Raw genomic sequence first — 21,889 nt, 5'->3', positions numbered from 1 at the left:
GCGCTGCGCGGCGCTGGTGCGCTCACCCGCCACGCGGCTGGCCATCCTATCGACGCGCGCGTGCGAAGCTTGGCCACGAAATCCAACACGATCGGTGGGGCCACACCCAATCGCTCCAACTCGCGATCTGGCCATTTTAACCCAGAGATCGCGGCCCCGCGGGCAATTTCAATGGGCACCGGCGCGGGCGCGCCCCCCTCCTCCGTGGGCGCGCCCGCATCGGCACCGGCCATCACGTCCGATGATCGAGATGCCCATGCCGCGAGCTGCGAGAGCCCGACATGGACAACCTTTCTGATCCAACACTCGCGTCCAAGCGCGAGCGCGAGCCCGAAGAGATCACGCCCGAGCACGCGAGCGCTCGAGTCGAGATCTGTGAGCGGGACCCGACGACTTGCGTGACCCCAAGCCGACGCGAACGCGAGCGAGCTTGGTGAGAAGTGACGCGAGCGAAGTCAGACCAGACACCAGAGCAGCCAAGTGATCCGAGCACACCCAACACATGCGCGCGCGTGCTGGCGCGTGGTGTTGGTCGTGCGTGGCGTCGCTTGGTCATGATGACGTCGAAATCATAGGCCGATGATCTGCGATCGAGCCAGCGATTTTTTTTGCACCGCCGCGCGGACCCTCGCCGACATCGGTCGCGACGACGACACAACACCGATCGCGGCGCTCGAACTGCTCGACGCTCGGGCGAGCCTCGTCGTCGTTGCGGACTGCACTTCAGCTTGGGTGCGGCTTGTCGCTCGCGCCGAAACCAGGTCGGTGCCCACGGCGAACCGGTCTACGAATGCGACCGCGAGCAGCCGGGAAGCCTCGCCCGCGCTGCAACCAGTCCCGACGTCGGTCGTCGAGCGTGACGCCCGATCACCTGCGTCGCCGTGCATCACCGACGCGGCAGTCCTTCGGCCGCTGTGACCAACCATGCCCGGGAGGTCACCCGAGCCAGCAGGCGCAGCTCTCGCCAACGAGATGCGCGCAGTCGCTCAGCACTTCGCTGCCAAGCGGCCGAGTCGCCCTCGCCCGAGCTGAAACCATCCACCCAAACCGGCCAGAGAGCGGGGCTCGCGATGAACTTCGCATGCTACTGTGAGCGCTCGCGGTTGAGCGACAACCGACGACCACGAGAAGCAGCGATGATCTGCGGCAAGTGTCTTCGGCCGGTCGACGTAGGCGCCCAACGATGTCCCACCTGCCAGGGCGATCCCTTCGTCATGGCGCGCTACCGACTCGATCGGCAGCTTCGCGACGAGCCCAACGCAGCTGGTTACCGCGCCACGCGAACCGACGACGCGCTGCTGGTCCGCGCGCTCGCGTTGACCGTGCAAGACGCCCCGCTGATCGAGCCCGCGCTCGCCGACACGACGGCGCGCCTGCGAGCGCTACAGCACCCCGCACTGCCGCGCGAGATCGAGATCGAGCTCGAGCACACGATCGAGACGGGCCACGCTCGCCTGTGGTTGATCCGCGAGCAAGTTCGCGGCGAGACCCTCGCCGAGCGGCTCGAAGCTGGCGGCCCACGCGAGCCCGGGTTCGCGCTGCGGGTCCTGTTGGGCGTCGCCGAGGCGCTCGCGTACTTGCATGCCCAGCGCCCGCCGATCATGCACGGCCGCATCTCACCCACGACGATCCTGATCCGCGACGAGAGCCGCAGGCACACGAACCCCCACGGGATCTGCCTGCTCGATCTGCAAGCCACGCTGGCGTCGCCCAGCGACGCGCTGTCCCCCGCGACAGACCTGCGTGACCTCGGCCTCGTCGGCGCCGCGCTGCTCGAGCTCGACACGTCTGCACTCAGCTCGGGCGAGGCCCCTGGTCCGCGCGCGGACGGCCTTCGTGCACCGCTTCACTCCGGGCAGGTGGCCGCCCTCGCGACCCTCGTCGAGCGCATGCTCGAGCCAGACCCATCGCTGCGGATCACCAGCGCCGAGCTGCGCGACGCCCTGACCGCGCTGCAGTCGTCGACCCCAAGTCGCGAGCGCCGCGCCTCCCCGCCAACTGCTGCGCGAGCCACCACCCCCGGCCCGCGCTTCATGATGCTCGAGCCAACCACCCCCGGCCCGCGCTTCATGATGCTCGAGCCAACCACCCCCGGCCGACCCGGCCGACCCAGCCGACCTGACAACAACCCGCGATCGAACGCGAACCGGTCCACGAATCCGTCAGCGAGCGGCCGAGGGCCCCAAGCCCGAGCTGAAGCCAGCAGGCCCGTCCGTCCACGCACGGCCAGCCGCAGCCTCGGCTCCTTTCATGCCCACCTCGCAAAGCCCCAGGGTCCCGACATCCCGATCATGCGCCCCGAGGAGCTCAGCCGCGAGCTCAGCCAGGCCTACCAGGCCACCGCCGCCCTCCAAGATCGCCAGCGCAAACGCCTGAGCGTGGCGCGTGTGCTCGTGGTGCTGGTCGCCGCCATGATCGCCGCGCTGACCACCTACCTCGCAATTCACCTCTAAGCGCAGTCGTCGAGCTCCCCTTTCAGGGCGAAGTCCAAGGTCCATGTGGGGGTTAAAATGAAACAGCCGCTCTCCGAGGAGAGCGGCTGAAGCTGAACCTGTCGGTTCGGACTTGTCAGTTCGGACTAGTCGCGCCGACGCCGACGGATCAGGCCAGCGAAGCCGAGGGCCAAGAAGGTCCCAAGCAAGCCGCGGGTCTTGTCCGTGCCGGTGTCGGGCGTGCTGCAGTTGCAGCCGTCGTCAATGCCGACCTCAGCGCCAAGATCGCCGCCCGTGCCGGTGTCGCCGGTGTCGCCGCCGTCGCCGAGCGTGGTGTTGCCGGTGTCGCCGTCGCCGTCGCCGGGATCGCCGTCGCCGTCGCCGGGATCGCCGTCGCCGTCACCGGTGTCGCCGTCGCCGTCACCGGTGTCGCCGTCGCCGTCGCCCGTGTCGCCGTCGCCGTCGCCGTCGCCCGTGTCGCCGTCGCCGTCGCCGGTGGTCGGGTTCGGAACCGGGTCAGGCTCGTTGGTGGTCGGCTCGGGGTTCTGCGAGCAGTCGTTGAAGGCGCAGCAGGGGTCGAAGTTCAGGGTCCCGAAGATCGACGCCAACGCGGCCTCGAGGTCGGCCTGGTTGTTGGCGTCGAAGTACATCTCCGTGCCGCCCGAGCCCCAGTTCGCCATGTTGTCCAGCTGCGCGATGGCGGCGGGCTGATCCACGCCGTCACCGAAGCCGATCACGTAGGTCGTGATCCCGTCGTTGTACATCTGGGTCAACTCCGACATGACCTGAGCGTCGGTCGAGTACAGGTTGTACTGGCCGTCGGTGATCAGGATGTTGAAGTAGATCGTAGAGTCGTTCGCGGGGAACTGCGCGCCCATCATCTGGGCGTTGGCGTGGTAGGCCTGCTGGTTGGTCTTGACCAGCTGCAGACCAAGGTGCGTGTAGGTGCCCGAGCCCGAGCAGAACGCGGCGACGCCACCACACTGCGGCATGTGGCTCTCGGTCGGGTTGTCGAACCCTGGCGGATCCTCGACCTGCCCGTCCTTGAAGCTCCACGCGATCGGCGGACCGCCCCATGGATCGTCACAGCCCGGCATGTCGCACGAGGTCGCGGGATCGAGCGCCCAGCCGAAGTTGTCCTTCATGCAGGGGCCGTACTGGACCAGGACCTTCTGCTCACCGGGGGCGGGCTGGTTGTGCCCGAACACGGCGAGGCCGAGGTGCGTGACGTCTTCGGCGGCGCCGATGCCAACGTCGATGTCGAACAGCGACATGTTGCCAGAGAGGGCGTCGCGGGCCTGATCCCAGCCAGTCTCACCCATCGCGCCGGCAACCGTGCCGCCGTTGACGTTGAGCATGGAGGACGACGCGTCGAGCAAGATCATCACGCGCGGCAAGCCGCCGATGCACTCGGGCGCGACGACCGAGTTGATGATGTTGTTGACGACGCCGGTGAGCGCCATCGCGAGGAGCTCGGGCGTGGCGCCGTCGATTGCCTCGGTGGTACCACCAGCGGCGGCGGTCTCGTCGGCGGCCATCTCGGCGGCGGGATCACCAGCCACGGCGACGACGAAGGTCTGGATGTTGCTGTTGTCAAACAGATCCGCGGCGGTGATCGCCGGGTTCTGCTGCGCGGGCGACAAGGCCGAGGTGCCGTCGATGCCGGTCCACGCGCCGTCCGTGAGCAGCACGTTGACGTACGCACGCGCCGGCATGTCCTGGTCCTCTGGGTGATCGGCCTTGGTCTGGTTGATCTCGAGCTTGACCGCCTCGAGGGCGCCCCGGGTCCAGGTGCCGATGCCGAACGCCATGCCTTGCATGGGCGCGTCGACGTTCTGCAGCGAGTCGACCAGCTCCTGGCCGTTGCAGGGCACGTACTCGTTGTTGTCGTCGTCCCAGTGAACGTCGATCCGGTTGCCGTCGACGATGCCCGACTGGTCACCCTGGATGACGGTGTCGGCCGAGTTGGCGTTGGGATCGTGACCAAAGCGCATCAGCGCCAGGTGGGTGTTCTGGCTGAGGAAGCTGCCGGGCTGAATGACCTGCTGCACCGCGGCGACCGTGACCTCCCAGCGGGTGAGGTTGTTGTCGAGATCCCACAGCGTGTTCATGGACGTCGAGTAGTCCATGATGAACATCACGTTGGGCTTCTTGAAGGTACAGTCACCTTCTTCTGGGCAATCTGGATTGCCTCCAGCGGTCGCTTCGTCACCTTGGGTGCCAATTGCGAACGCGAGGCCGATCCCCATGAGGAGGCCCACTTGCAGTCCAATTCGTTTCCAGTTGTCGCCAAGTAGTCGTTTCATTTCAGTCCTTCGGTTTGCGGGCCTGTTGGGAGCCAGTTGGGGTGTGTGATGGGTGTCCTCCCGCTGCTCGTGGCACGAGCGAGTCATCGCGGGCGGATGAAAATTCGATTTTTCTCGAACGCAGGCCAAGGCCCGCGGGACACTGGGGGACATATTCGGTCAAAAGCGGCGGCGCTGTCGACCCCTAAAAATTTCCGAACGCGCATAATGCTCACGCTGTCGAACGAGCATCGACCACGGTTTGCGACCCTTCCATCGGAATTCCTGCCCGCGTGCGCTGGGAGCGGTAAGCCAAATCACTTAGGTCCGATCAACGTGACGTGCTAGGCAACAACACACCATGCATCGGGTCTGGAGACTCCTCGGCTTGTCCGCCTGCATCACCGCGTGTCTGGCCGACGACACGCCCCCCAAGCGAGGTGGCACTGCCTCGGGGGGGGTGACGATCTCCTCCGCGTCTGGTCCCGACACTGCGGACACAGACACGGACACAGACACAGGGGACAGCGGTGAGTCGGGAGATCTCGGCACCGACGGCGAGCTCGATCTCCCCGGTTGCGATCCGCTCGCCGATCCAATCGAGGCCTGCGGGCCAGCCATGGCCTGCGATCCCCAGACCCTCGCGTGTGTGCCAGCCAATGGAGCGGGGCTCGTAAACGACGGGTGCATGAACGACGGCGAGTGCACGCCCGGGCTGGTGTGCTTCGACATGCGCTGCCGGGAGCTGTGCGGCCCAGATATCCCTGGCGAGGAAATGTGTAATGACGATCGCGTGTGCACGCGGGCCAGTGACCCGCTGCCCGGTCTGTGCCTCGAGCCCTGCACGCTGCTCGAGCAGGCGTGCAGCGTCGCGTTTGATGCGTGCAACGTGGCGATCAGCTCCGGTGGATCGCTCGTGAGCGTGTGCACCGCAAACCCCGGCGCGGGCGTTGACGGGGACATGTGCGAAGCCGACGGGGAGTGCCTGCCGGGGTACCTGTGCACAGCCGCGGCTCAGCACTCGCTGCCCTGCTCGGGGGACGCCGCGTTCTGCTGCACGCCCACCTGCGACGTGTTCGAGCAGTCCTGCTTTGGGCTCGAGCCCATCTGTCACGTGTTGGGTCTGGCAGATCAACCCGGCGCTGGATTCTGCGGCCCCTAGAGCGCCAATCACGACGCGACTCCAAACTGATCGGCGCTCTAGCGCGACGCGGTCCCCAGGCCCAAGGTTGCAAACTCTTTCAAGTAGGTCGCCCGTCCCGCGTCGAGATCCACGATCGAGATCGTGCTGTCAGCGGTGTTCGCCACCAGGAGCCAGTCGCGCGCGTCGTCGATCAAGAGCTCGTTCGGCCCGTCGCCAAGGTCGAGCGTGGCGACCACGACGAACACGTTGAGATCCACAACCGCGATCTGGTCGCTGCCGTAGCAGCTGACCAGCGCGAGTGAAGGCCCAGGCTCGCCGTCGAGCCCCGGCCGATGCACGCTGACGAGGTTGGGGTTGGTGCACAGGCTCACCGTCGCCAACACCCGAACGAGCACGTTGTCGTCTTCGTCGAGGCTGGTGTCGACCCGGCTGAGCGCGGGCGGAGTCGTGTGCACGACCAGCAGGCGATCGCCCTGCTCGGGATCTTCGTAGGCCATGCCGCCCATCAGCGGCTTGGGCTCCGCGGCCTCGAGGTTGGGCCCGATCACCGTGGACTCGTTGCCAGCGATCAGCACGTCGAGCCCCGGCGCCACCCGAAACGATCGCAGGCCCCACCAGTAGCGCTGCGTCGCCAACAAGAACGGGCGCGTGCAGTCCTGCGACAGCGCGGGGACGTTGCCCGTGTCCAGATCACAGGGGCGCTGGATCACCGAGAACCCGCCGGCGAGGCCCGAGTCGAACAGAGCGTCCTCGCGGAAGAACTGCGTGTGAAAGTCGACGACCTCGGGGCCGCGATCGCCGTCGAGGGCGATCAGGGTCAGCCGACCCCCGAGCAAGTGCGGCAGGTAGGCGTAGCGAAAGCCCTGGTTGTCGATGCTCAGCCGCGAGGGATCGTCGCCGATCTCGCCGAGCCGATGCCCGCGATCGCAAGCTTGATCCTCTGCCTGCCCACAGTCGAGACGCAGCGGGCCAGCGTCGCCAAGGCCCTGGCCGAACACGTCGACCCAGGTCACCCCCGGCTCGACCCGGGTCGGGATCAGCAAGCGCAGCGGCCCCTGCTCGCCGCCGGGACGATCGATCGCGATGTTGCCCGCCCCCGAGGGCAGCCGGACCCCGAGCTCGGGATCGATCAGCAGGCTCGGATCACACTCGAGCCGATCATCGACAGCGTGGTCACGGCACGGGCGCGAGGCGTCGAGCGCCGCACCAGCGGCGCGAGGCTGGCCAAGCGCGACCTCGAGCGCGGCGAGATCGAGCACGACCAGGCCCGAGCTCGCGTGGCTGCGATCCCAGTTGCCGTTGGTCACGAACAGGTGATCGCCACTCGGGCTCTGGGCCAGGCCGGTCGGCTGCAGCAGACGATCGAGGGGCGCGAGCTCGTCCTTGCTGCAGCCCGTGACGTTCACGGCAGCCCCGATGAGGCCCATGAGCCCCATGAGCCCGATGCTCCAGCTGCGCGCCCGCACGCCGAGACCTTCTCACATCCCCCGGGCGAATGCCTCGGGATACGCCGACCAGGCCGCGCCCAGAGCCACCAGCGCCGCCGCCAGCCGCAGCCCCGGAGCCAGCGCCGCGACTAGATCAGCCCCGCCGCCTCCACGACCCAGGCTGACCACGCACACCTGCAGGACCGCCCGGGTCAGCAACACCGGGGTCGCCAGCGCCAGCGCCAGCACGGTGATCCCCGCCGCGTGCTGGATCAGCCAGCCCGGCAGGGCCGCGAGCGTGGGCAACCACGCGCCCGGATCCGCGAGCGCGAAGCGATCGAACAGCCCAAGCAGCCCGGCCAACAACGGCGCGTGCAGCCCCAAGCTCAGCCCCGCCGCCAGCGAAGCCGCGACCACCAACGCAGACAGCGACGCGCCCGCGTCCCCGCGGAGCCCCAGCGCCTGCTCGCTCTGTTCACCCGCGCCGATCAACGCCCAGCCCGGCAGCGACACCGCGAGCCCAACTACGCTCCCAAGCAGGAGCTCGAAGCCGACCCAGACCCCAAGCACGTACGGGTTGTCGACGGCCGGCGCGCCCACCTGCCCGCCCACCTGCCCGCGAAGTAACGCCAGGCCAGCCACTACAACCGCCAGCGCCGCGGCGATCCACCCCCAGGTGGGTCCGATCGCGCGCCGCCAGCTGGCCTGAACCCGCAGCAGCGCCCACACCCGCGCGCTCGCCAGCGCCAACCCAACCACCGTCGCGTTCACGGCTCGAGGTCGCCCCGCATTGTCCAGCAGCGCGACGCGAACTCCAGCGTCGACCCAGCCACGCTCGAGATCACCACCGCCAGCGCCAGGACCACCGCCAGCGCCCGCACGATCTGTCCCAGCGCCGCGTCGCGGATCCCCAGCGCCCCGCACAGCAGACCCAGCAAGATCGCGGCCACCGCAGCCACTGCGATCAGCGGCAGCACGCCTGTGATCACCAGCGCGAAGCCCTCGCGGATCGCCACGCCCAGCGCGTCGATCGTCTCGGTCATCGGTAGCCCTCGACCAGCCCAACGATCACCGTTGTCCAGCCATCGGCCGCCAGGAACAGCAAGATCTTCGCCGGCAGCGCGACCACGGCCGTCGGAGTTTGGTTGAGCCCAAGCAGCACCAGGACCTGCGCGCAGATCAGATCCACGACCACGAAGGGCAGCAGGATCATCACCGCCAACGACAGCCCCCGCGCGAGCTCGCTCAGCAAGAACGCCGGCACCAGCACCGCGGGCTGCTCCGGCCCGCGCTCGCTCAGATCGCTGAACACCTCGATCTGGTTGGGATCCGCGTGGTCCGCCAAGAACCCCCACAGCGGCGACAGCACCTGGCCCCCAACCTCCAGCGGCGCCACCATCACGGCTTCGATCCCGCCGGCCATGTCGAGCGCCGCCAAGCAGCCTTCGGCCACCGGCGCCATCACCAGGGTCGTCACCACCAACGCCAGCGCGAGCATCGAGCCATAGGGCAGCAGCCGCTCGGCCCCCAGCCCCAGGCGCAGCGCCGCCAACACCACCGAGATCTTCGTGAACGCCGTGCACGCCGCCAGCAGCAGCGGCAGCGCGCCGAGGATCAACCAGACCGAGACATTCGCTGGGAGCTCAGCGCCCACCCTCGACTCCAAAGCGCCCCAACAGCTCCGCCCACGGCCGCGCCAACGCGGGCTCCGGCCGCGTCTCCTTCAGCTCGACCTCCCCGAGCGTCGCCAGCACCGCTGGCGCCCCGCTCGGCCCGGTCCCCACCAACAATCGAACCCCGGCGATCTCGATCACCTGAACCGTGTGCTGGGCCGTCAACGCCATCCGCTCCCTGCTCCCCAAGGTCCCCAACGCACCGCCGCCACGAACCCGGCGCGTCAGCCAGGACAGCACCGCGAGCAGACAAACCAACGTGAGGCCCACGAACATGAGGGGATCGACACCTGCGCCCATGGTCACGGACCATACGGTCACCCATCCAAACCACGAATTTTTCGACAAGAACCGGCGCCCGTGCCTGCCCGCTCATCGCAAGCCCTTCACCAAGCCCTCCAAGCCGTTGTGCTTCACCTCCAGCGCCAACGCCATCGCCTCGCCCAGCCGCCCGTTTGGAAACCCCTTTTGCGAGAACCACACCAGGTAGGGCTGAGGCAGATCGATCAGCGTCACCCCTTCATACTTTCCAAACGGCATCCGCATCCGGACCAGATCCATCAGCCGCTCGGGATCGGGAGTAGGCAGCTCGCTCACCCCCGCAGTCTCGCACCCAATTCAGTTTTCAGCTCGGGCGAGGGCTTCTCGCCCGCTTGCAGGCGGCGTACGTAGACTGGTTCACCGTGGGCAGCGAAGCCCGCCAACCAAAAACAAAGCCCGCGTCCAAGGACGCGGGCTCTGTTCGAAGCAGCAGCGGTGATCAGCTGATGGAGTCGCCAGCGCCGTCGGACTCGGGGATCTTCCGATCCACGAGCTCGATGATCGCCATCTCCGCCGCATCACCCCGGCGCTGTCCAAGCCGGATCACGCGGGTGTACCCGCCGGGCCGGTTGCGCACACGCGGCGCGATGTCCTCGAACAGCTTGTGCACGATCTCGCGGTCTTGCACGGTCTTGGCCACGTGGGCCAGTGCGTGGGCGTAGCGTGCCTGCTCGTCGCGGGTCCGCTCGTCCTTGGGCTTGTCGAGCAGATCCCCCAGGCGGACGCCTACAGTGATCGCGCGCTCGACCTCACCACGCAGCTCCTTGGCCTTGGCCACGGTCGTGGTGATGCGCTCGTGCCGAAGCAGCGAGGTGACCATGTTGCGATACATGGCCTTGCGGTGTGAGGAATTGCGACCGAGTTTACGGCCGGATTTTTGGTGACGCATGGGTCATTCCTCCCGGGCGGGGGGTGGCCCCTGCCAGCCTTCGATCTTCATGCCGAGCGACAGTCCCATCTGCGCAAGGATCTCTTTGATCTCCTTGAGGGACTTACGGCCGAAGTTCTTGGTCTTGAGCATCTCGGCCTCGGTGCGCTGCACGAGGTCGCCGATGTAGTGGATGTTGGCGTTTTGCAGGCAGTTCGCGGACCGAACCGACAGCTCGAGCTCGTCGACGGAGCGCCACAAGATGTCGTTGAGCTTGTCCTGCTCCGACTGCGTGGGCGCGAGCGTCTCTTCGATCTCTTCGTGGTTGATGAAGATCGACAGCTGCTCCTTGAGGATCTTGGCCGCGTAGGCGACCGCGTCATCGGGCCGAACCGAACCGTCGGTCCAGACCTGCAAGCTGAGCTTGTCGTAGTCGGTCTGGTGACCGACGCGGGCGTTGGTCACCCGGTAGTTGACCTTGCGGATCGGCGAGAACAAGGAGTCGATTGGGATCACGCCGATCGGCATGCCCTCGGTCTTGTTCTGGTCGGCGGTCGCGTAGCCGCGACCCATCGCGCACGTCATCTCCATGTGCAGGCGGCCGCCCTTGCTGAGCGTGGCCACGTGCTGATTGGGGTCGAGCACGTGGACGCCGGCGGGCGCTTGAATGTCCGACGCGAGCACCGGACCCTCGCCGGTCTTGTCGATCAGCAGGGTGCGGGGGGTGGCGTCATCCATGCTCAGGCGCAGGGCTTTGACGTTGAGGATGATGTCGGTGACGTCCTCGACGACGGCCGGGATCGAGGTGAACTCGTGGAGCGCCCCTTCGATCCGAACCGTGGTGATGGCCGCCCCTTGCAAGCTGCTGAGCAACACGCGTCGCAGGCTGTTGCCCAGCGTGATGCCGTAGCCACGCTCGAGCGGCTCGCAGGTGAACTTGCCGTAGGCTTCGTTCAGCGAGTCGCTGTCAACGTCTAGCTTCTTGGGGCGAATCAGATCCCGCCAGTTGCGGGCAATGGTGTTGTAGTCCTGCATGCGGTCCCCTTACTTGCTGTAGAGCTCGACGATGAGCTGCTCGTCGATGTCAGCGGCGACGTCCGTACGCTGTGGAACGTTCTTGATCTTGCCCTTGTAGTTGTCGCGATCGATGTCGATCCACAACGGCAGGGGCGAGCGGTCGAGCTTGGCCAGCGCCTCGTTGATCTTGGCGATCTTGCGGCTCTTCTCGCGGACCAAGATCTCGTCGCCCTCGCGCACGAGGAAGCTGGGGATGTTGACCCGCTGACCGTTGACGGTGAAGTGACCGTGACGCACGAGCTGGCGCGCCTCGGCGTGGCTGCTGGCGAAGCCGCAGCGGACCGCGACGTTGTCGAGGCGACGCTCGAGCAAGCTCAGCAGGTTCTCACCGGTGATGCCCTTCATGCGGGCAGCCTTGAAGTAGTAGCCGCGGAACTGCTTCTCGAGCAGCCCGTACATGCGCTTGACCTTTTGCTTCTCACGAAGCTGGTGGCCGTAGTCGCTCGGGCGCCGGCGCCGACCCTGGCCATGCTGGCCCGGTGGGTACTGACGACGGTCGTAGGCGCACTTCTCCGAGAAGCAGCGATCACCCTTGAGGAACAGCTTCTGATCCTCGCGCCGGCACAAGCGGCACACAGGTCCAATATAACGTGCCATGGCTTAGACCCTCCTCCGCTTGGGTGGACGACAACCGTTGTGGGGGATCGGCGTGACGTCCTTGATCGAGGTGACGCGCAGACCCGCGGACTGGATCGCCCGCAGCGCCGACTCGCGCCCGGCACCGGGGCCGGACACGCGGATCGCCACGGTCTGCATGCCGTGATCCTGGGCCGCGCGCGCGGCCTGATCCGCGGCGAGCTGCGCCGCGAACGGCGTTGACTTGCGCGAGCCCCTGAACCCACGGATGCCCGACGAGGCCCACGAGATCGCGTTGCCGTTGACGTCGGTGACCGTCACCAAGGTGTTGTTGAAGGTTGACTGAATGTGAACGATCCCGGTGGGGATGTTCTTTTTGACTTTTTTCTTGCCGCGTGTGGATGCCATCGGGACTACCTCGTCATTTCTTCTTCATGGCCACCTGGCCACGCTTGGGACCCTTGCGGGTGCGCGCGTTGGTGTGGGTTCGCTGGCCACGGACGGGCAGACTTCGGCGATGACGAAGGCCGCGGTAGCAACCGAGATCCATCAGTCGCTTGATCTTGGTTTGGACTTCTCGGCGGAGGTCACCCTCGACCTTGTAGTCCGTCTCGATGACCCGACGAATCGCCGTGAGCTGCTCGTCGTTGAGGTCGTCGGTACGGATCGACTGGCCGACGCCAGCCTTGTCGAGGATCTGACGGGCGGTCGTGTTTCCGACGCCGTAGATGTACGTCAGCGCGATGACGACGCGCTTGTTACGAGGAAGGTCGACTCCAGCTACGCGTGCCATGTCAGCCCTGCCTCTGCTTGTGTTTGGGGTTTTCGCAGATGACCCGAACGACTCCTCGTCGCTTGATCACCTTGCACTTGTCACAGATTTTCTTGACGCTTGATCGCACTTTCATTTGCTCTGCTCTCGCCGGGTGGGAAGAGGGTGCTCTCGCTAGCGCGCGAGACCGAGGATCACACCGCGGCCCGGATCGAGGCTGGCCCTGCGGCACAGCACACGTTGCCCCGTCCGAACGGGAACCCCCAGACGCTTACACTCCTCGGATGGGCCAGCGACGAGCTGGCCTTCGGAGGTATCGAGACGAAACAGCTGCTGGGGCAACTCAGCGACGACGGTCGCCTCGAAGGTGGGGGTGGGTTGCATGGAAAAGCCAAATCCCCGGTCGGGGCCGGGGGCGGTGGAGGATGCCACTGGGGGTGGGGGGTGTCTAGGGGATCGGGGTTTGGGCATGGGAGGATCTTCACGGGGTTTGGGGGCGGATGGGGCGCTCTTGGTTGGGGTTGGTGGAGGGTTGGTTGAGGGTTGGGTGGTTGTTTGCGGGGAGTGGGGTGCCGGCGGTGCACCGCGCACTGGCTGCAGACAACCCCAACCGGGCTACGGTCTACTTCAGTCTCGGTTTGCAGCTTCCTGCTGGGGGGTGGGTTGGCCCGACCTTGGGTGGCTTCGATAACCTCCACGTGCGTAGATACGCCCGGTTGGGGTTGTCTGCGGCCTTTCGTGCGCTCGTCCTCGGGCCGAGGGTCTCTCCGATCCCTGCGGGCGGGGGTCGTGTTCACGATCCCTTCGGGGGTGTTCACGATTCCGGCGGGCGGGGCGTGTGCACGATCCCTCAGGGCGGGGGGCGTGTGCACGATCCCTGCGGGGGTGTTCACGATTCCGGCGGGCGGGGCGTGTGCACGATCCCTGAGGGCGGCGGGCGTGTGCACGATCCCTGCGGGGGTGTTCACGATTCCGGCGGGCGGGGCGTGTGCACGATCCCTGAGGGCGGCGGGCGTGTGCACGATCCCTGCGGGGGTGTTCACGATTCCGGCGGGCGGGGCGTGTGCACGATCCCTGAGGGCGGCGGGCGTGTGCACGATCCCTGCGGGGGTGTTCACGATTCCGGCGGGCGGGGCGTGTGCACGATCCCTGAGGGCGGCGGGCGTGTTCTCGATTCCGGCGGGCGGGGCGTGTGCACGATCCCTCAGGGCGGGGGGCGTGTGCACGATCCCTGCGGGGGTGTTCACGATTCCGGCGGGCGGGGCGTGTGCACGATCCCTGAGGGCGGCGGGCGTGTGCACGATCCCTGCGGGGGTGTTCACGATTCCGGCGGGCGGGGCGTGTGCACGATCCCTGAGGGCGGCGGGCGTGTGCACGATCCCTGCGGGGGTGTTCACGATTCCGGCGGGCGGGGCGTGTGCACGATCCCTGAGGGCGGCGGGCGTGTTCTCGATCGGGTGTTCACGATTCCGGCGGGCGGGGCGTGTGTACGATCCCTCAGGGCGGAGGGTGTTCACGATCCCGGCGGGCGGGGGCGTGTGCACGATCCCTCAGGGCGGGGCGTGGGCACGATCCCTCAGAGCGGAGGGTGTTCACGATCCCGGCGGGTGGGGGCGTGGTGGCGCGAGCGTCATGCCGCTCGGGGGGGCCGCGATTTTTTTGCGGTGGGCGTGCGGACTCCGAACTACTTGCGGCCGCGGATGCGGGGGCCCTTGGGGCCGGCGAAGCCTTCGTAGCTGCGGGTCACCAGGTGGCTCTCGATCTGCTGGGCGGTGTCGAGGGCGACGCCCACGACGATCAGTAGAGAGGTGCCGCCGTAGTAGAACGGGACGTTGAAGTCCTTCTGCAGGAAGACCGGGAGCACGCAGACGGCGGAGATGTACCAGGCGCCGGCGAAGGTCAGGCGGGTCAGGATGAACTCGATGTACTCGGCGGTGCGCTTGCCGGGGCGGATGCCGGGGATCGAGGCGTTTTGCTTCTTCAGGTTGTCGGCCAGGTCAACGGGGTTGAACTGGATCTGCGTGTAGAAGTAGCAAAAGAAGATGCACAGCGCGACGTAGACGGTGAGGTACAGCCAGTTGCCGTAGTCGAAGGCGGCGGCGAAGCGCTGCAGGTAGGGGTTGCCCGTCATGCCGGCGATCTGGGCCGGGAACATGATGATCGACGAGGCGAAGATCGGCGGGATCACGCCGGCGTTGTTGATGCGCAGCGGCAGGTAGTTCTGGCTGCCGCCGAACATTTTGCGGCCGACGACGCGCTTGGCGTAGATGACGGGTATCCGCCGTTGGCCGCGCTCCATGATGACCACGAAGGCGATCACGGCGATGACCACGACCAGCAGGATCGCGAGGGGGACCGGGCCGAAGTTCTCGGGGTCGTCGATCGCTTTTTGGTAGAGCTGGTAGCTGCCGGCGGGGAGGTCCGCGATGATGCCGGCGAAGATGATCAGCGAGATCCCGTTGCCGATCCCGCGCTCGGTGATCTGCTCGCCGAGCCACATCAAGAAGCAGGTGCCTGCTGTCAGCGACAGCATCGTCATGAGCTTGAAGCCCAGGCCGCTCTCGAGCACCAGCATCTGGCCGGGGGTATTTTGGCTCTCGAGCCAGCTACCCATGAAGTAGCCCTGGACCAAGGCCAGGCCCACGGTGCCGTAGCGGCTGAACTGGTTGATCTTGCGGCGGCCCGACTCGCCCTCTTTTTGCAGCTGCTCGATCTTGGGGACGACGACCGTCATCAGCTGCATGATGATGCTCGCGCTGATGTACGGCATGATGCCGAGCGCGAACACGGACAAGTTCGAGAGCGCGCCGCCCGAGAACATGTTGAAGTAGCCGAGGAAGCCGCCGGTCTGCTGCGAGACCAGCTCCGCCATGACGTTGCGATCAACGCCGGGCACGGCAACGAACACGCCGAAGCGGTAGACCGCGAGCATGGCCAGGGTGAACAACACGCGGCGCCGAAGCTCGGGCAGCTTGAAGATGTTGATGATGACGCCCATGGCAGATGACGAAGGTCGAGTCCGAGTCCGGCGAGTTGCGCGGAGAGTGAGCTATTGTGCCGGCCGACTCGGGGTATCTGACGTCCGAGCTGGCCTTGCGTGGCCCGTATGTACACTGTCAGGCGCGCGCATGCAGCGCGACGCGCAAAGTCGGCCCGGAGCTAATGCAAAAGCCCCAAGACCGACGGTGTTGGGGCTCTGCTTGGCTCCGAAGAGCGCTCAGGTGCCGGCTTTGGCGGCAGGCTCGATGAGCTCGATCGTGCCGCCAGCGGCCTCGATCTTGGCGCGGGCGCTGCCGCTGATGCGGTGCACGCGGATCGTGAGCTTCTTGCCGAGCTCGCCGTCGGCGAGGACCTTGATGATCGTCGCCTTCTTGGGCACGTAGCCGAGCTCGTGGAGCAGCTCGGGGGTGACCACGGTGCCGTCCTCGAGGTTGTCGAGGCGACCGACGTTCACGCCGTGAACCTCGACCCGGTGGATGTTGACGAAGCCGCGCTTGGGCACGCGGCGGTGGATCGGCAGCTGGCCGCCCTCGAAGCCGGGCGCGACGGTGTTGCGCTTGCGCGTACCCTTGGAGCCTCGGCCGGCGGTCTTGCCGTTGCCCGAGCCAGGACCACGGCCGATCCGCTTTTTGCGGTGGCGGGCGCCGGCGGGCGGCTGGAGCGTGTGCAGTTCCGTACCCATTTGCGTGTCTCTTTCTGGCCTGGGGTTCAGGCGGCGTCGTCGGCCGGAGCGACCGCGACGAGATGCTGAACCTTGCGGATCATCCCGCGGATCGACGGCGTGTCCTCGAGGACCACCGAGTGGTGAAGGCGTCGTAGGCCGAGGCCGCGGACCGTGTCTTTTTGCTTCTGCGTCCGATCGATTGCGCTACGGACGAGCGTGACCTTGAGCTTGAGCGCCATGTCCTAGGCCTCCATCAGCTGGGCGACCGTCATGCCGCGGCGACGGGCGACCTGCTCGGGGCTGCGAAGCTCCTGAAGCGCGGTGACCGTGGCTTGGATGACGTTCAGCGGGTTGTTGCTACCGATGCACTTGGTCAGCACATCGTGGATGCCGGCGCACTCGACGACGGCACGAACGGCGCCGCCGGCGATGACCCCAGTACCGGCCGAGGCCGGGACCAACAACACCTCGCCAGCACCGAAGTGACCGACGACGCGGTGAGGGATCGTGGTGCCCTGCAGCGGGACCTGAAACATTGCCTTGCGAGCGATCTCGTTGGCCTTGCGGATGGCCTCTGGGACCTCGCGGGCCTTGCCGTAGCCGAAGCCGACCCAACCGTTTTCGTTGCCAACAACGACCAGGGCAGAGAACGCAAAGCGGCGTCCACCCTTGACCACCTTGGCCACGCGGTTGATGTCGACGACGCGGTCGACCAAATCTCCGAGTGATTCGACGTCAATCATGAGCTTCTCTCAGAAGTCGAGGCCAGCCGCGCGGGCCGCTTCGGCGAGGGCGCGCACGCGCCCGTGATAGAGGTAACCGTTGCGGTCGAACACGACCTTCTTGATGCCCTTGTCGAGGCAAGCCTTGGCGACCGCGGTGCCCACGACCCGAGCGCGACGCATCTTCGCGCCGTCGGGGGAGGTGCCCTCTTCGGTCTCTTGGGTCTCGGCGGGCGCAGCCTTGGCCGCTTCGAGCTCGGCCGCGAGGGCCTTGGTCAGATCCGAGACCAACAAGATCGAGCGCGAGTCGGTGTCATCGATGACCTGCGCGTAGATGTGCTTGTTGCTGCGGTACACCGACAGGCGAGGACGCTCCTCGGTGCCAGCGATCCGCTTGCGGATGCTCTTCTTGCGACGCGCCCGCGCTTCGTTCTTGTCTTTCTTCGACATGGTCCTGGTCTCGTCTTTGGATACCGCTGCGAGCTGTCGTCAGCGGGACTCTCGTGTCGCCCGGTGGCTTCGCACCGGGTGACTAGGCTATTTCTTGCCGCGCGCCTTGCCCTCTTTGCGGATGATCCGCTCGCCCTGGTAGCGCACACCCTTGCCCTTGTAGGGCTCCGGGGGACGATAGCGGCGAATATCAGCGGCGACCGAACCGAGCAAGGCCTTGTTGGCCGAACTCAGGTGGAGTTTGCCCTCTTTGTCGACCTCGGCGTCCACACCGTCGGGCAGCGGGTAGCTGATCGGGTGTGAGAAGCCCAGGGTCAGATCGATGTTGCGGCCCTTGACCGTGGCGCGATAGCCGACGCCGATGATCTCGAGGGTTCGCTTGAAGCCCTCGGAGCAGCCGACGACCATGTTGTTGGTCATCGCGCGGGCCATGCCGTGCAGCGCGCGAACGGTGCGCTGGTCATTGGGCCGCTTGAAGCTGATGACCTGGTCCTCGATCGCAAAGCTGATCGGATCGGGCACGACGAAGCTGAGCTTGCCCTTGGGCCCCTCGACCCCGATGGTCTGGCCCTCGGTCTGGATCTTGACCCCCTTGGGGATCGCTATGGGTGCGTTGCCGATGCGTGACATGCTTGGCTTCTTTCAGGGATGGGTGGGCGGCGCGAGCTCGTGAGCTCGGCTCACCACACGCTGCAGACCAGCTCGCCGCCGATGCCGGCGCGACGAGCGGCGCGGTCGGTCATCATGCCCTTGGGGGTGCTGATGACCATGATGCCGAGCCCGTTGCGGACCTTGGGAATGTCTTTGCTACCAGCGTAGCGACGTTGGCCGGGCTTGCTGACCCGAGCGATGCCTTCAATGGCGGGCTGATCACCGACCCAGCGCAGCTGGATCGTGAGGCTGCCTTGACGGTCATCGTCGGCCCACTCGAAGCCCTCGATGTAGCCCTCTTGCTGAAGAATCTCGGCGATGTGCCGCTTGCTCTTCGAGCCAGGGATGGTGACGGTACGGTGGCCAGCCTGCAGCGCGTTGCGGATGCGGGTCAGCATGTCGGCGATGGGATCAGTCATGGACATGGTGCACGCTCCTCATGATCGGAAGGGCATCCCCAGCTGCTTGAGCAGGGCCCGGCCTTCGTCGTCCGTTTTCGCCGAGGTGTGGATGCAGACGTTCATGCCCGGCACCTCGTTGAGCTTTTCAATGTCGACCTCGGGGAAGATCAGGATCTCTTTGACCCCGAGGGTGAAGTTGCCCCGCCCGTCGAAGGCCTTGCGGCTGACGCCGCGGAAGTCACGGGTACGCGGGAGCGCGACGATCAACAGACGGTCGAGGAAGTCCCACATCTGCGTGCGTCGCAGCGTGACCATCGTGCCGATCTTCATGCCTTCGCGCAGCTTGAAGGTTGCGATCGACTTCTTCGCGCGGGTCACCACCGGCCGCTGGCCCGTGATGTTGCCGAGGCACTCGAAGGACTGCTCGAGCAGCTTGGGCTGCTTGATGGCCTCACCGAGGCCAATGTTGAGCACGATCTTCGTGACCCGCGGAACCGTCAACCGGTTCGTGTAACCAAACTCCTCGATGAGTGCCGGGACCGCCTTGGTCTCGTAGCGCTCGAGGATCTGGGATCGGAACCCACCACGCTCTGGCATGGCGGCTCGGACCTGGGGAAATTTGAAGGCGTATCCCGCCTCCGGCTTCTTTTTGGGGGTCGGAGCCCCACCTTTCGCCTTGGCCATCGCTATAACCTCAACTGTCGATCTGTTCGCCTGATTTGACGGCCACGCGGACCTTGCGGCCGCCCTCGAGGGTCTGAATTCGGACCCGGGTCGGCTCGCCGGTCTGCGGATCGGCGATCATGACGTTGGAGATGTGAATCGGGGCCTCGCGCTTTTCGATGCCGCCGCGTTGGTTTTGCCGAGTGGGCTTGACGTGCTTGGTGACCACGTTGACCCCGGCGACCAGGACCCGCTTGTCGGCGGGGATGACACGCAGGACCTTGCCCTTGGTGCCCTTGGATTTTCCGGCGATGACGACGACGTCGTCACCTTTGCGAATCTTCTGCATTACAACACCTCCGGAGCGAGGCTGACGATCCTGAGGAAACGCTTCCACCGCAGCTCGCGTGCGACCGGCCCGAAGATGCGGGTACCGATCGGGTTGCGATCGGCGCCGATCAGAACGGCGCTGTTGGTGTCGAAGCGGATCAGGCTGCCGTCATGGCGACGCATGCCCTTTTTGGTCCGCACGATCACGGCCTTCATGACCTGCCCCTTCTTGATCTTGGAGTTGGGCAGGGACTCGCGGACCGAGACCACGATGACGTCGCCGATGCCGGCATAGCGGCGCTTGCTGCCGCCGAGCACCTTGATGCAGCGGAGCTTGCGGGCGCCGGAGTTGTCGGCGACGTCGATGACTGATTCGACCTGGATCATTGGCTACACGATGCCCTTCTCGAGAATCGCCTGGACCGCCCAGCGCTTGTCTTTGGACCGGGGCCGCGACTCGATGATGCGGACCTTGTCCCCGATCTTGGCCTGGTTGGCCTCGTCGTGAGCCTTGTAGCGGATCCGCTCCTGCACGTACTTCTTGTAGCGGGGATGGCGGTAGCGACGGATGACCTGCACGACGACGGTCTTGTCCATCTTGTCCGACACGACCTCGCCGAGCAGGATTCGGCGTCGAGACTTAATTGCTGTTTGTGTTTCGCTCATGGCGGCACCTACTCAGGCTGGTGTTTCAGCTGCTTCAGCCTCAGCTGGGGTCAGCCGCGCGCAAGCCGTTCGCGCGCTCGTGCAGGATGGTCTTGATCCGAGCGATATCCCGACGGATTCGCGGGAATTCGGAGGTGTTGGAGGCGCGGCTGGTCGCCTTGGCGACCTGCAGCTTGACGAGGCGGCCGCGGAGTTCGGCCTCGAGCTCGGTGAGCTCTTCGTCGGTCTTGTCTCGTAGTTCGGAGGGCTTCATCGCGTTCACTCTCTAGACCACGCGCTCGCGCTTCACGAAGCGGGTCTTGATCGGCAACTTGTGATGGGCGAGCAGGAACGCTTGACGCGCCAGGGTCTCTTCGATGCCCTCGATCTCGTAGAGCACGCGACCGGGGCGGACGACGGCCACCCAGTACTCGGGTCCACCCTTACCTTTACCCATGCGGGTCTCGGCAGGCTTCTTGGAGATGGGCTTATCGGGGAACACCCGAATGTAGAGCTTGCCGCCACGCTTGACCTTGCGGTTGATGGCGATACGAGCGGCCTCGACCTGGCGGGCCGTGAGCCAGCCGCACTCGAGGGCTTGCAGGCCGAAGTCGCCGTACGACACCTGGGTGCCGCCCTTGGCTTGGCCCCTCATCCGGCCCTTGTGGACCTTGCGATACTTGACTCGTGAAGGCAGAAGCATGTTGACCTCGTTTGGTAGCTAGAGCGCGTTACTAGCGCTTGCCTAGCGCTTGGTAGCGGGGCGCGGGAAGCGGGGGTCGACGCCGGACATGTGCCCGTAGACCTCACCCTTGAAGATCCAGCACTTGATGCCGATCCGGCCTGCTGGCGTGCGTGCCTCGTGGAAGCCGTAGTCGATGTCGGCGCGGAGCGTGTGCAGCGGCACCCGACCTTGCAGGTACCACTCGCGGCGACCCATCTCGGCGCCGCCGAGGCGACCGGCTGCGTTGACGCGGATGCCCTTGGCCCCGAACTTCATCGCGGTCTGGACGGCCCGCTTGAGCGCGCGGCGGAACGCGATCCGGCGCTCGAGCTGCTGGCCGATGTTCTCGGCGACCAGCTGCGCGTTGACCTCGGCCTTGCGGACCTCTTGGATGTTCAAGAACACCTTCGAGTCCGTCATCTTCTGGACCTCGCGGCGGATCTTCTCGACCTCGGCGCCACGCTTGCCAATGATGATGCCGGGCCGCGCGGAGAAGATGTTGATCTTCACCTTGTTGGCGGCGCGCTCGATCGTGATCTCGGAGATCGACGCCGAGTGGAGCTTGCGCTTGAGGAAGTTGCGCAGCTCGAGGTCCTCGTGCAGCCACTGGCGATAGCGGCCTTCCTCGAACCAACGCGAGTTCCAGGTCTTGACGATTCCGAGGCGGAACCCGATTGGATGAGTCTTCTGGCCCATGAGTGTCTCTAATCCTGAAGTCGGAGTGTCAGGCGGCCTTGACGGCCGTGACCTCGAGGGTGATGTGGCTGGACTTCTTCTCGACCCGCGTGCCGCGGCCCTGGGCGCGCGGGCGCCAGCGCTTGAGCGTGGAGGCTTGATCGACGGTGACCTTGGAGATCACCAGGGTGTCGACGTCTGCCTCGCCCTGGTCTTCGGCGTTGGCGACGGCCGAGACGATCAGCTTGAAGAACTGTTGGGCCCCCGCCTTGTTCATGAAGCGCAGGGCGTTGATCGCCGAGGTCACGTCCTTGCCGCGAACCAGGTTGGCGATGATGCGAGCCTTGCGTGGCGCGAGGCGAATGTGACGAAGCCGTGCGACAGCCATG

Annotated in this window: 31 protein-coding genes; 3 read left to right on the top strand and 28 right to left on the bottom strand. The window is 66.2% G+C overall.

Annotated elements, in window-relative coordinates; all coding sequences use genetic code 11:
* Positions 1-281: 281 nt before the first annotated feature.
* Both DB30_RS19490 and DB30_RS19485 read left to right on the top strand, forming a co-directional pair.
* Positions 282-437 carry a hypothetical protein gene (locus DB30_RS19490; protein ID WP_153258366.1) on the top strand — a complete coding sequence of 52 codons (156 nt, stop codon included), beginning with the start codon at positions 282-284 and terminating at the stop codon, positions 435-437.
* Between the two features lie 777 nt (positions 438-1,214).
* A complete protein-coding gene (locus DB30_RS19485) occupies positions 1,215-2,453 on the top strand; it encodes a protein kinase family protein (RefSeq protein ID WP_146659657.1) in 1,239 nt (412 codons plus the stop codon).
* A 125-nt stretch (positions 2,454-2,578) separates the two neighbouring features.
* On the opposite strand, the gene DB30_RS19480 is transcribed toward DB30_RS19485, so the two are convergent.
* Positions 2,579-4,738 (bottom strand): MYXO-CTERM sorting domain-containing protein, encoded by a 2,160-nt coding sequence (locus tag DB30_RS19480; protein WP_240480275.1) that lies wholly within the window; start codon positions 4,736-4,738, stop codon positions 2,579-2,581.
* Between the two features lie 367 nt (positions 4,739-5,105).
* On the opposite strand from DB30_RS19480, the gene DB30_RS19475 reads away from it, so the two are divergent.
* Positions 5,106-5,879: a hypothetical protein gene (locus DB30_RS19475; RefSeq protein ID WP_146659655.1), complete on the top strand. Its 774-nt coding sequence runs from the start codon at positions 5,106-5,108 to the stop codon at positions 5,877-5,879.
* 38 nt (positions 5,880-5,917) lie between these two features.
* Here DB30_RS19475 and DB30_RS19470 read toward each other — a convergent pair whose 3' ends face one another.
* From DB30_RS19470 to rplV, 27 genes are all read right to left on the bottom strand, one after another.
* Positions 5,918-7,327: a YncE family protein gene (locus DB30_RS19470; RefSeq protein WP_052551130.1), complete on the bottom strand. Its 1,410-nt coding sequence runs from the start codon at positions 7,325-7,327 to the stop codon at positions 5,918-5,920.
* A gap of 12 nt (positions 7,328-7,339) precedes the next feature.
* Positions 7,340-8,059: a hypothetical protein gene (locus DB30_RS19465; protein ID WP_052551128.1), complete on the bottom strand. Its 720-nt coding sequence runs from the start codon at positions 8,057-8,059 to the stop codon at positions 7,340-7,342.
* Positions 8,056-8,331, bottom strand: a complete 276-nt coding sequence (locus tag DB30_RS19460) for a flagellar biosynthetic protein FliQ (RefSeq protein WP_052551125.1) — start codon at positions 8,329-8,331, stop codon at positions 8,056-8,058. The genes DB30_RS19465 and DB30_RS19460 overlap by 4 nt, the downstream gene beginning before the upstream one ends.
* Positions 8,328-8,942, bottom strand: coding sequence for an EscR/YscR/HrcR family type III secretion system export apparatus protein (locus tag DB30_RS19455; protein WP_052551123.1), 615 nt, complete (start codon positions 8,940-8,942; stop codon positions 8,328-8,330). Before DB30_RS19455 ends, DB30_RS19460 begins: the two co-directional genes overlap by 4 nt.
* Positions 8,932-9,261 (bottom strand): flagellar biosynthetic protein FliO, encoded by a 330-nt coding sequence (locus DB30_RS19450; protein WP_146659649.1) that lies wholly within the window; start codon positions 9,259-9,261, stop codon positions 8,932-8,934. Before DB30_RS19450 ends, DB30_RS19455 begins: the two co-directional genes overlap by 11 nt.
* A 72-nt stretch (positions 9,262-9,333) precedes the next feature.
* Positions 9,334-9,558, bottom strand: a complete 225-nt coding sequence (locus tag DB30_RS19445; protein ID WP_240480274.1) for a DUF3820 family protein — start codon at positions 9,556-9,558, stop codon at positions 9,334-9,336.
* A gap of 163 nt (positions 9,559-9,721) precedes the next feature.
* A complete protein-coding gene (rplQ, locus tag DB30_RS19440) occupies positions 9,722-10,171 on the bottom strand; it encodes a 50S ribosomal protein L17 (RefSeq protein WP_052551118.1) in 450 nt (149 codons plus the stop codon).
* A gap of 3 nt (positions 10,172-10,174) precedes the next feature.
* Entirely contained in the window at positions 10,175-11,185 is a 1,011-nt protein-coding gene (locus tag DB30_RS19435) for a DNA-directed RNA polymerase subunit alpha (RefSeq protein ID WP_052551116.1), read from the bottom strand.
* Between the two features lie 9 nt (positions 11,186-11,194).
* A complete protein-coding gene (gene rpsD / locus DB30_RS19430) occupies positions 11,195-11,824 on the bottom strand; it encodes a 30S ribosomal protein S4 (RefSeq protein WP_052551115.1) in 630 nt (209 codons plus the stop codon).
* Positions 11,825-11,827: 3 nt separating this feature from the next.
* Positions 11,828-12,211, bottom strand: a complete 384-nt coding sequence (gene rpsK / locus DB30_RS19425) for a 30S ribosomal protein S11 (protein ID WP_052551113.1) — start codon at positions 12,209-12,211, stop codon at positions 11,828-11,830.
* 13 nt (positions 12,212-12,224) lie between these two features.
* Positions 12,225-12,596 (bottom strand): 30S ribosomal protein S13, encoded by a 372-nt coding sequence (rpsM, locus tag DB30_RS19420; protein WP_052551111.1) that lies wholly within the window; start codon positions 12,594-12,596, stop codon positions 12,225-12,227.
* 1 nt (position 12,597) lies between these two features.
* Positions 12,598-12,711, bottom strand: a complete 114-nt coding sequence (gene rpmJ / locus DB30_RS19415; RefSeq protein ID WP_106090284.1) for a 50S ribosomal protein L36 — start codon at positions 12,709-12,711, stop codon at positions 12,598-12,600.
* Positions 12,712-14,259: 1,548 nt separating this feature from the next.
* On the bottom strand, positions 14,260-15,573 hold the full coding sequence (secY, locus tag DB30_RS19410) for a preprotein translocase subunit SecY (protein WP_052551106.1): 1,314 nt from the start codon (positions 15,571-15,573) through the stop codon (positions 14,260-14,262).
* A 219-nt stretch (positions 15,574-15,792) separates the two neighbouring features.
* On the bottom strand, positions 15,793-16,257 hold the full coding sequence (gene rplO, locus DB30_RS19405) for a 50S ribosomal protein L15 (RefSeq protein ID WP_052551104.1): 465 nt from the start codon (positions 16,255-16,257) through the stop codon (positions 15,793-15,795).
* A 26-nt stretch (positions 16,258-16,283) separates the two neighbouring features.
* A complete protein-coding gene (gene rpmD / locus DB30_RS19400) occupies positions 16,284-16,478 on the bottom strand; it encodes a 50S ribosomal protein L30 (RefSeq protein ID WP_052551102.1) in 195 nt (64 codons plus the stop codon).
* 3 nt (positions 16,479-16,481) lie between these two features.
* Entirely contained in the window at positions 16,482-16,982 is a 501-nt protein-coding gene (rpsE, locus tag DB30_RS19395) for a 30S ribosomal protein S5 (protein WP_052551100.1), read from the bottom strand.
* A gap of 9 nt (positions 16,983-16,991) precedes the next feature.
* Entirely contained in the window at positions 16,992-17,411 is a 420-nt protein-coding gene (rplR, locus tag DB30_RS19390; protein WP_052551098.1) for a 50S ribosomal protein L18, read from the bottom strand.
* Positions 17,412-17,498: 87 nt separating this feature from the next.
* Complete coding sequence (gene rplF / locus DB30_RS19385; protein WP_052551096.1) at positions 17,499-18,041, bottom strand: 50S ribosomal protein L6; 543 nt, start codon at positions 18,039-18,041, stop codon at positions 17,499-17,501.
* A 50-nt stretch (positions 18,042-18,091) separates the two neighbouring features.
* The gene (rpsH, locus tag DB30_RS19380; protein ID WP_052551094.1) at positions 18,092-18,487 is read right to left on the bottom strand and encodes a 30S ribosomal protein S8; all 396 of its coding nucleotides are present in this window, start codon (positions 18,485-18,487) and stop codon (positions 18,092-18,094) included.
* Between the two features lie 12 nt (positions 18,488-18,499).
* On the bottom strand, positions 18,500-19,060 hold the full coding sequence (gene rplE, locus DB30_RS19375; protein WP_052551164.1) for a 50S ribosomal protein L5: 561 nt from the start codon (positions 19,058-19,060) through the stop codon (positions 18,500-18,502).
* 97 nt (positions 19,061-19,157) lie between these two features.
* A complete protein-coding gene (gene rplX / locus DB30_RS19370; RefSeq protein WP_052551092.1) occupies positions 19,158-19,475 on the bottom strand; it encodes a 50S ribosomal protein L24 in 318 nt (105 codons plus the stop codon).
* Positions 19,475-19,843: a 50S ribosomal protein L14 gene (gene rplN, locus DB30_RS19365; protein ID WP_052551090.1), complete on the bottom strand. Its 369-nt coding sequence runs from the start codon at positions 19,841-19,843 to the stop codon at positions 19,475-19,477. The genes rplX and rplN overlap by 1 nt, the downstream gene beginning before the upstream one ends.
* 3 nt (positions 19,844-19,846) lie before the next feature.
* Positions 19,847-20,122, bottom strand: a complete 276-nt coding sequence (gene rpsQ / locus DB30_RS19360) for a 30S ribosomal protein S17 (RefSeq protein WP_052551088.1) — start codon at positions 20,120-20,122, stop codon at positions 19,847-19,849.
* A 40-nt stretch (positions 20,123-20,162) separates the two neighbouring features.
* Positions 20,163-20,375, bottom strand: a complete 213-nt coding sequence (rpmC, locus tag DB30_RS19355) for a 50S ribosomal protein L29 (protein WP_052551086.1) — start codon at positions 20,373-20,375, stop codon at positions 20,163-20,165.
* A gap of 12 nt (positions 20,376-20,387) precedes the next feature.
* Positions 20,388-20,804, bottom strand: a complete 417-nt coding sequence (rplP, locus tag DB30_RS19350; protein ID WP_052551084.1) for a 50S ribosomal protein L16 — start codon at positions 20,802-20,804, stop codon at positions 20,388-20,390.
* Positions 20,805-20,846: 42 nt separating this feature from the next.
* Positions 20,847-21,521, bottom strand: coding sequence for a 30S ribosomal protein S3 (gene rpsC / locus DB30_RS19345; protein ID WP_052551082.1), 675 nt, complete (start codon positions 21,519-21,521; stop codon positions 20,847-20,849).
* Positions 21,522-21,549: 28 nt separating this feature from the next.
* Positions 21,550-21,888: a 50S ribosomal protein L22 gene (gene rplV / locus DB30_RS19340; protein ID WP_052551080.1), complete on the bottom strand. Its 339-nt coding sequence runs from the start codon at positions 21,886-21,888 to the stop codon at positions 21,550-21,552.
* Between the last annotated feature and the right edge of the window lies 1 nt (position 21,889).

The sequence above is a fragment of the Enhygromyxa salina genome, assembly GCF_000737335.2.
Classification (GTDB): domain Bacteria; phylum Myxococcota_A; class Polyangia; order Nannocystales; family Nannocystaceae; genus Plesiocystis; species Plesiocystis salina_C.
Note: the sequence above shows the minus strand (reverse complement) of the source record. Positions and strands in the feature narration are given on the sequence as shown.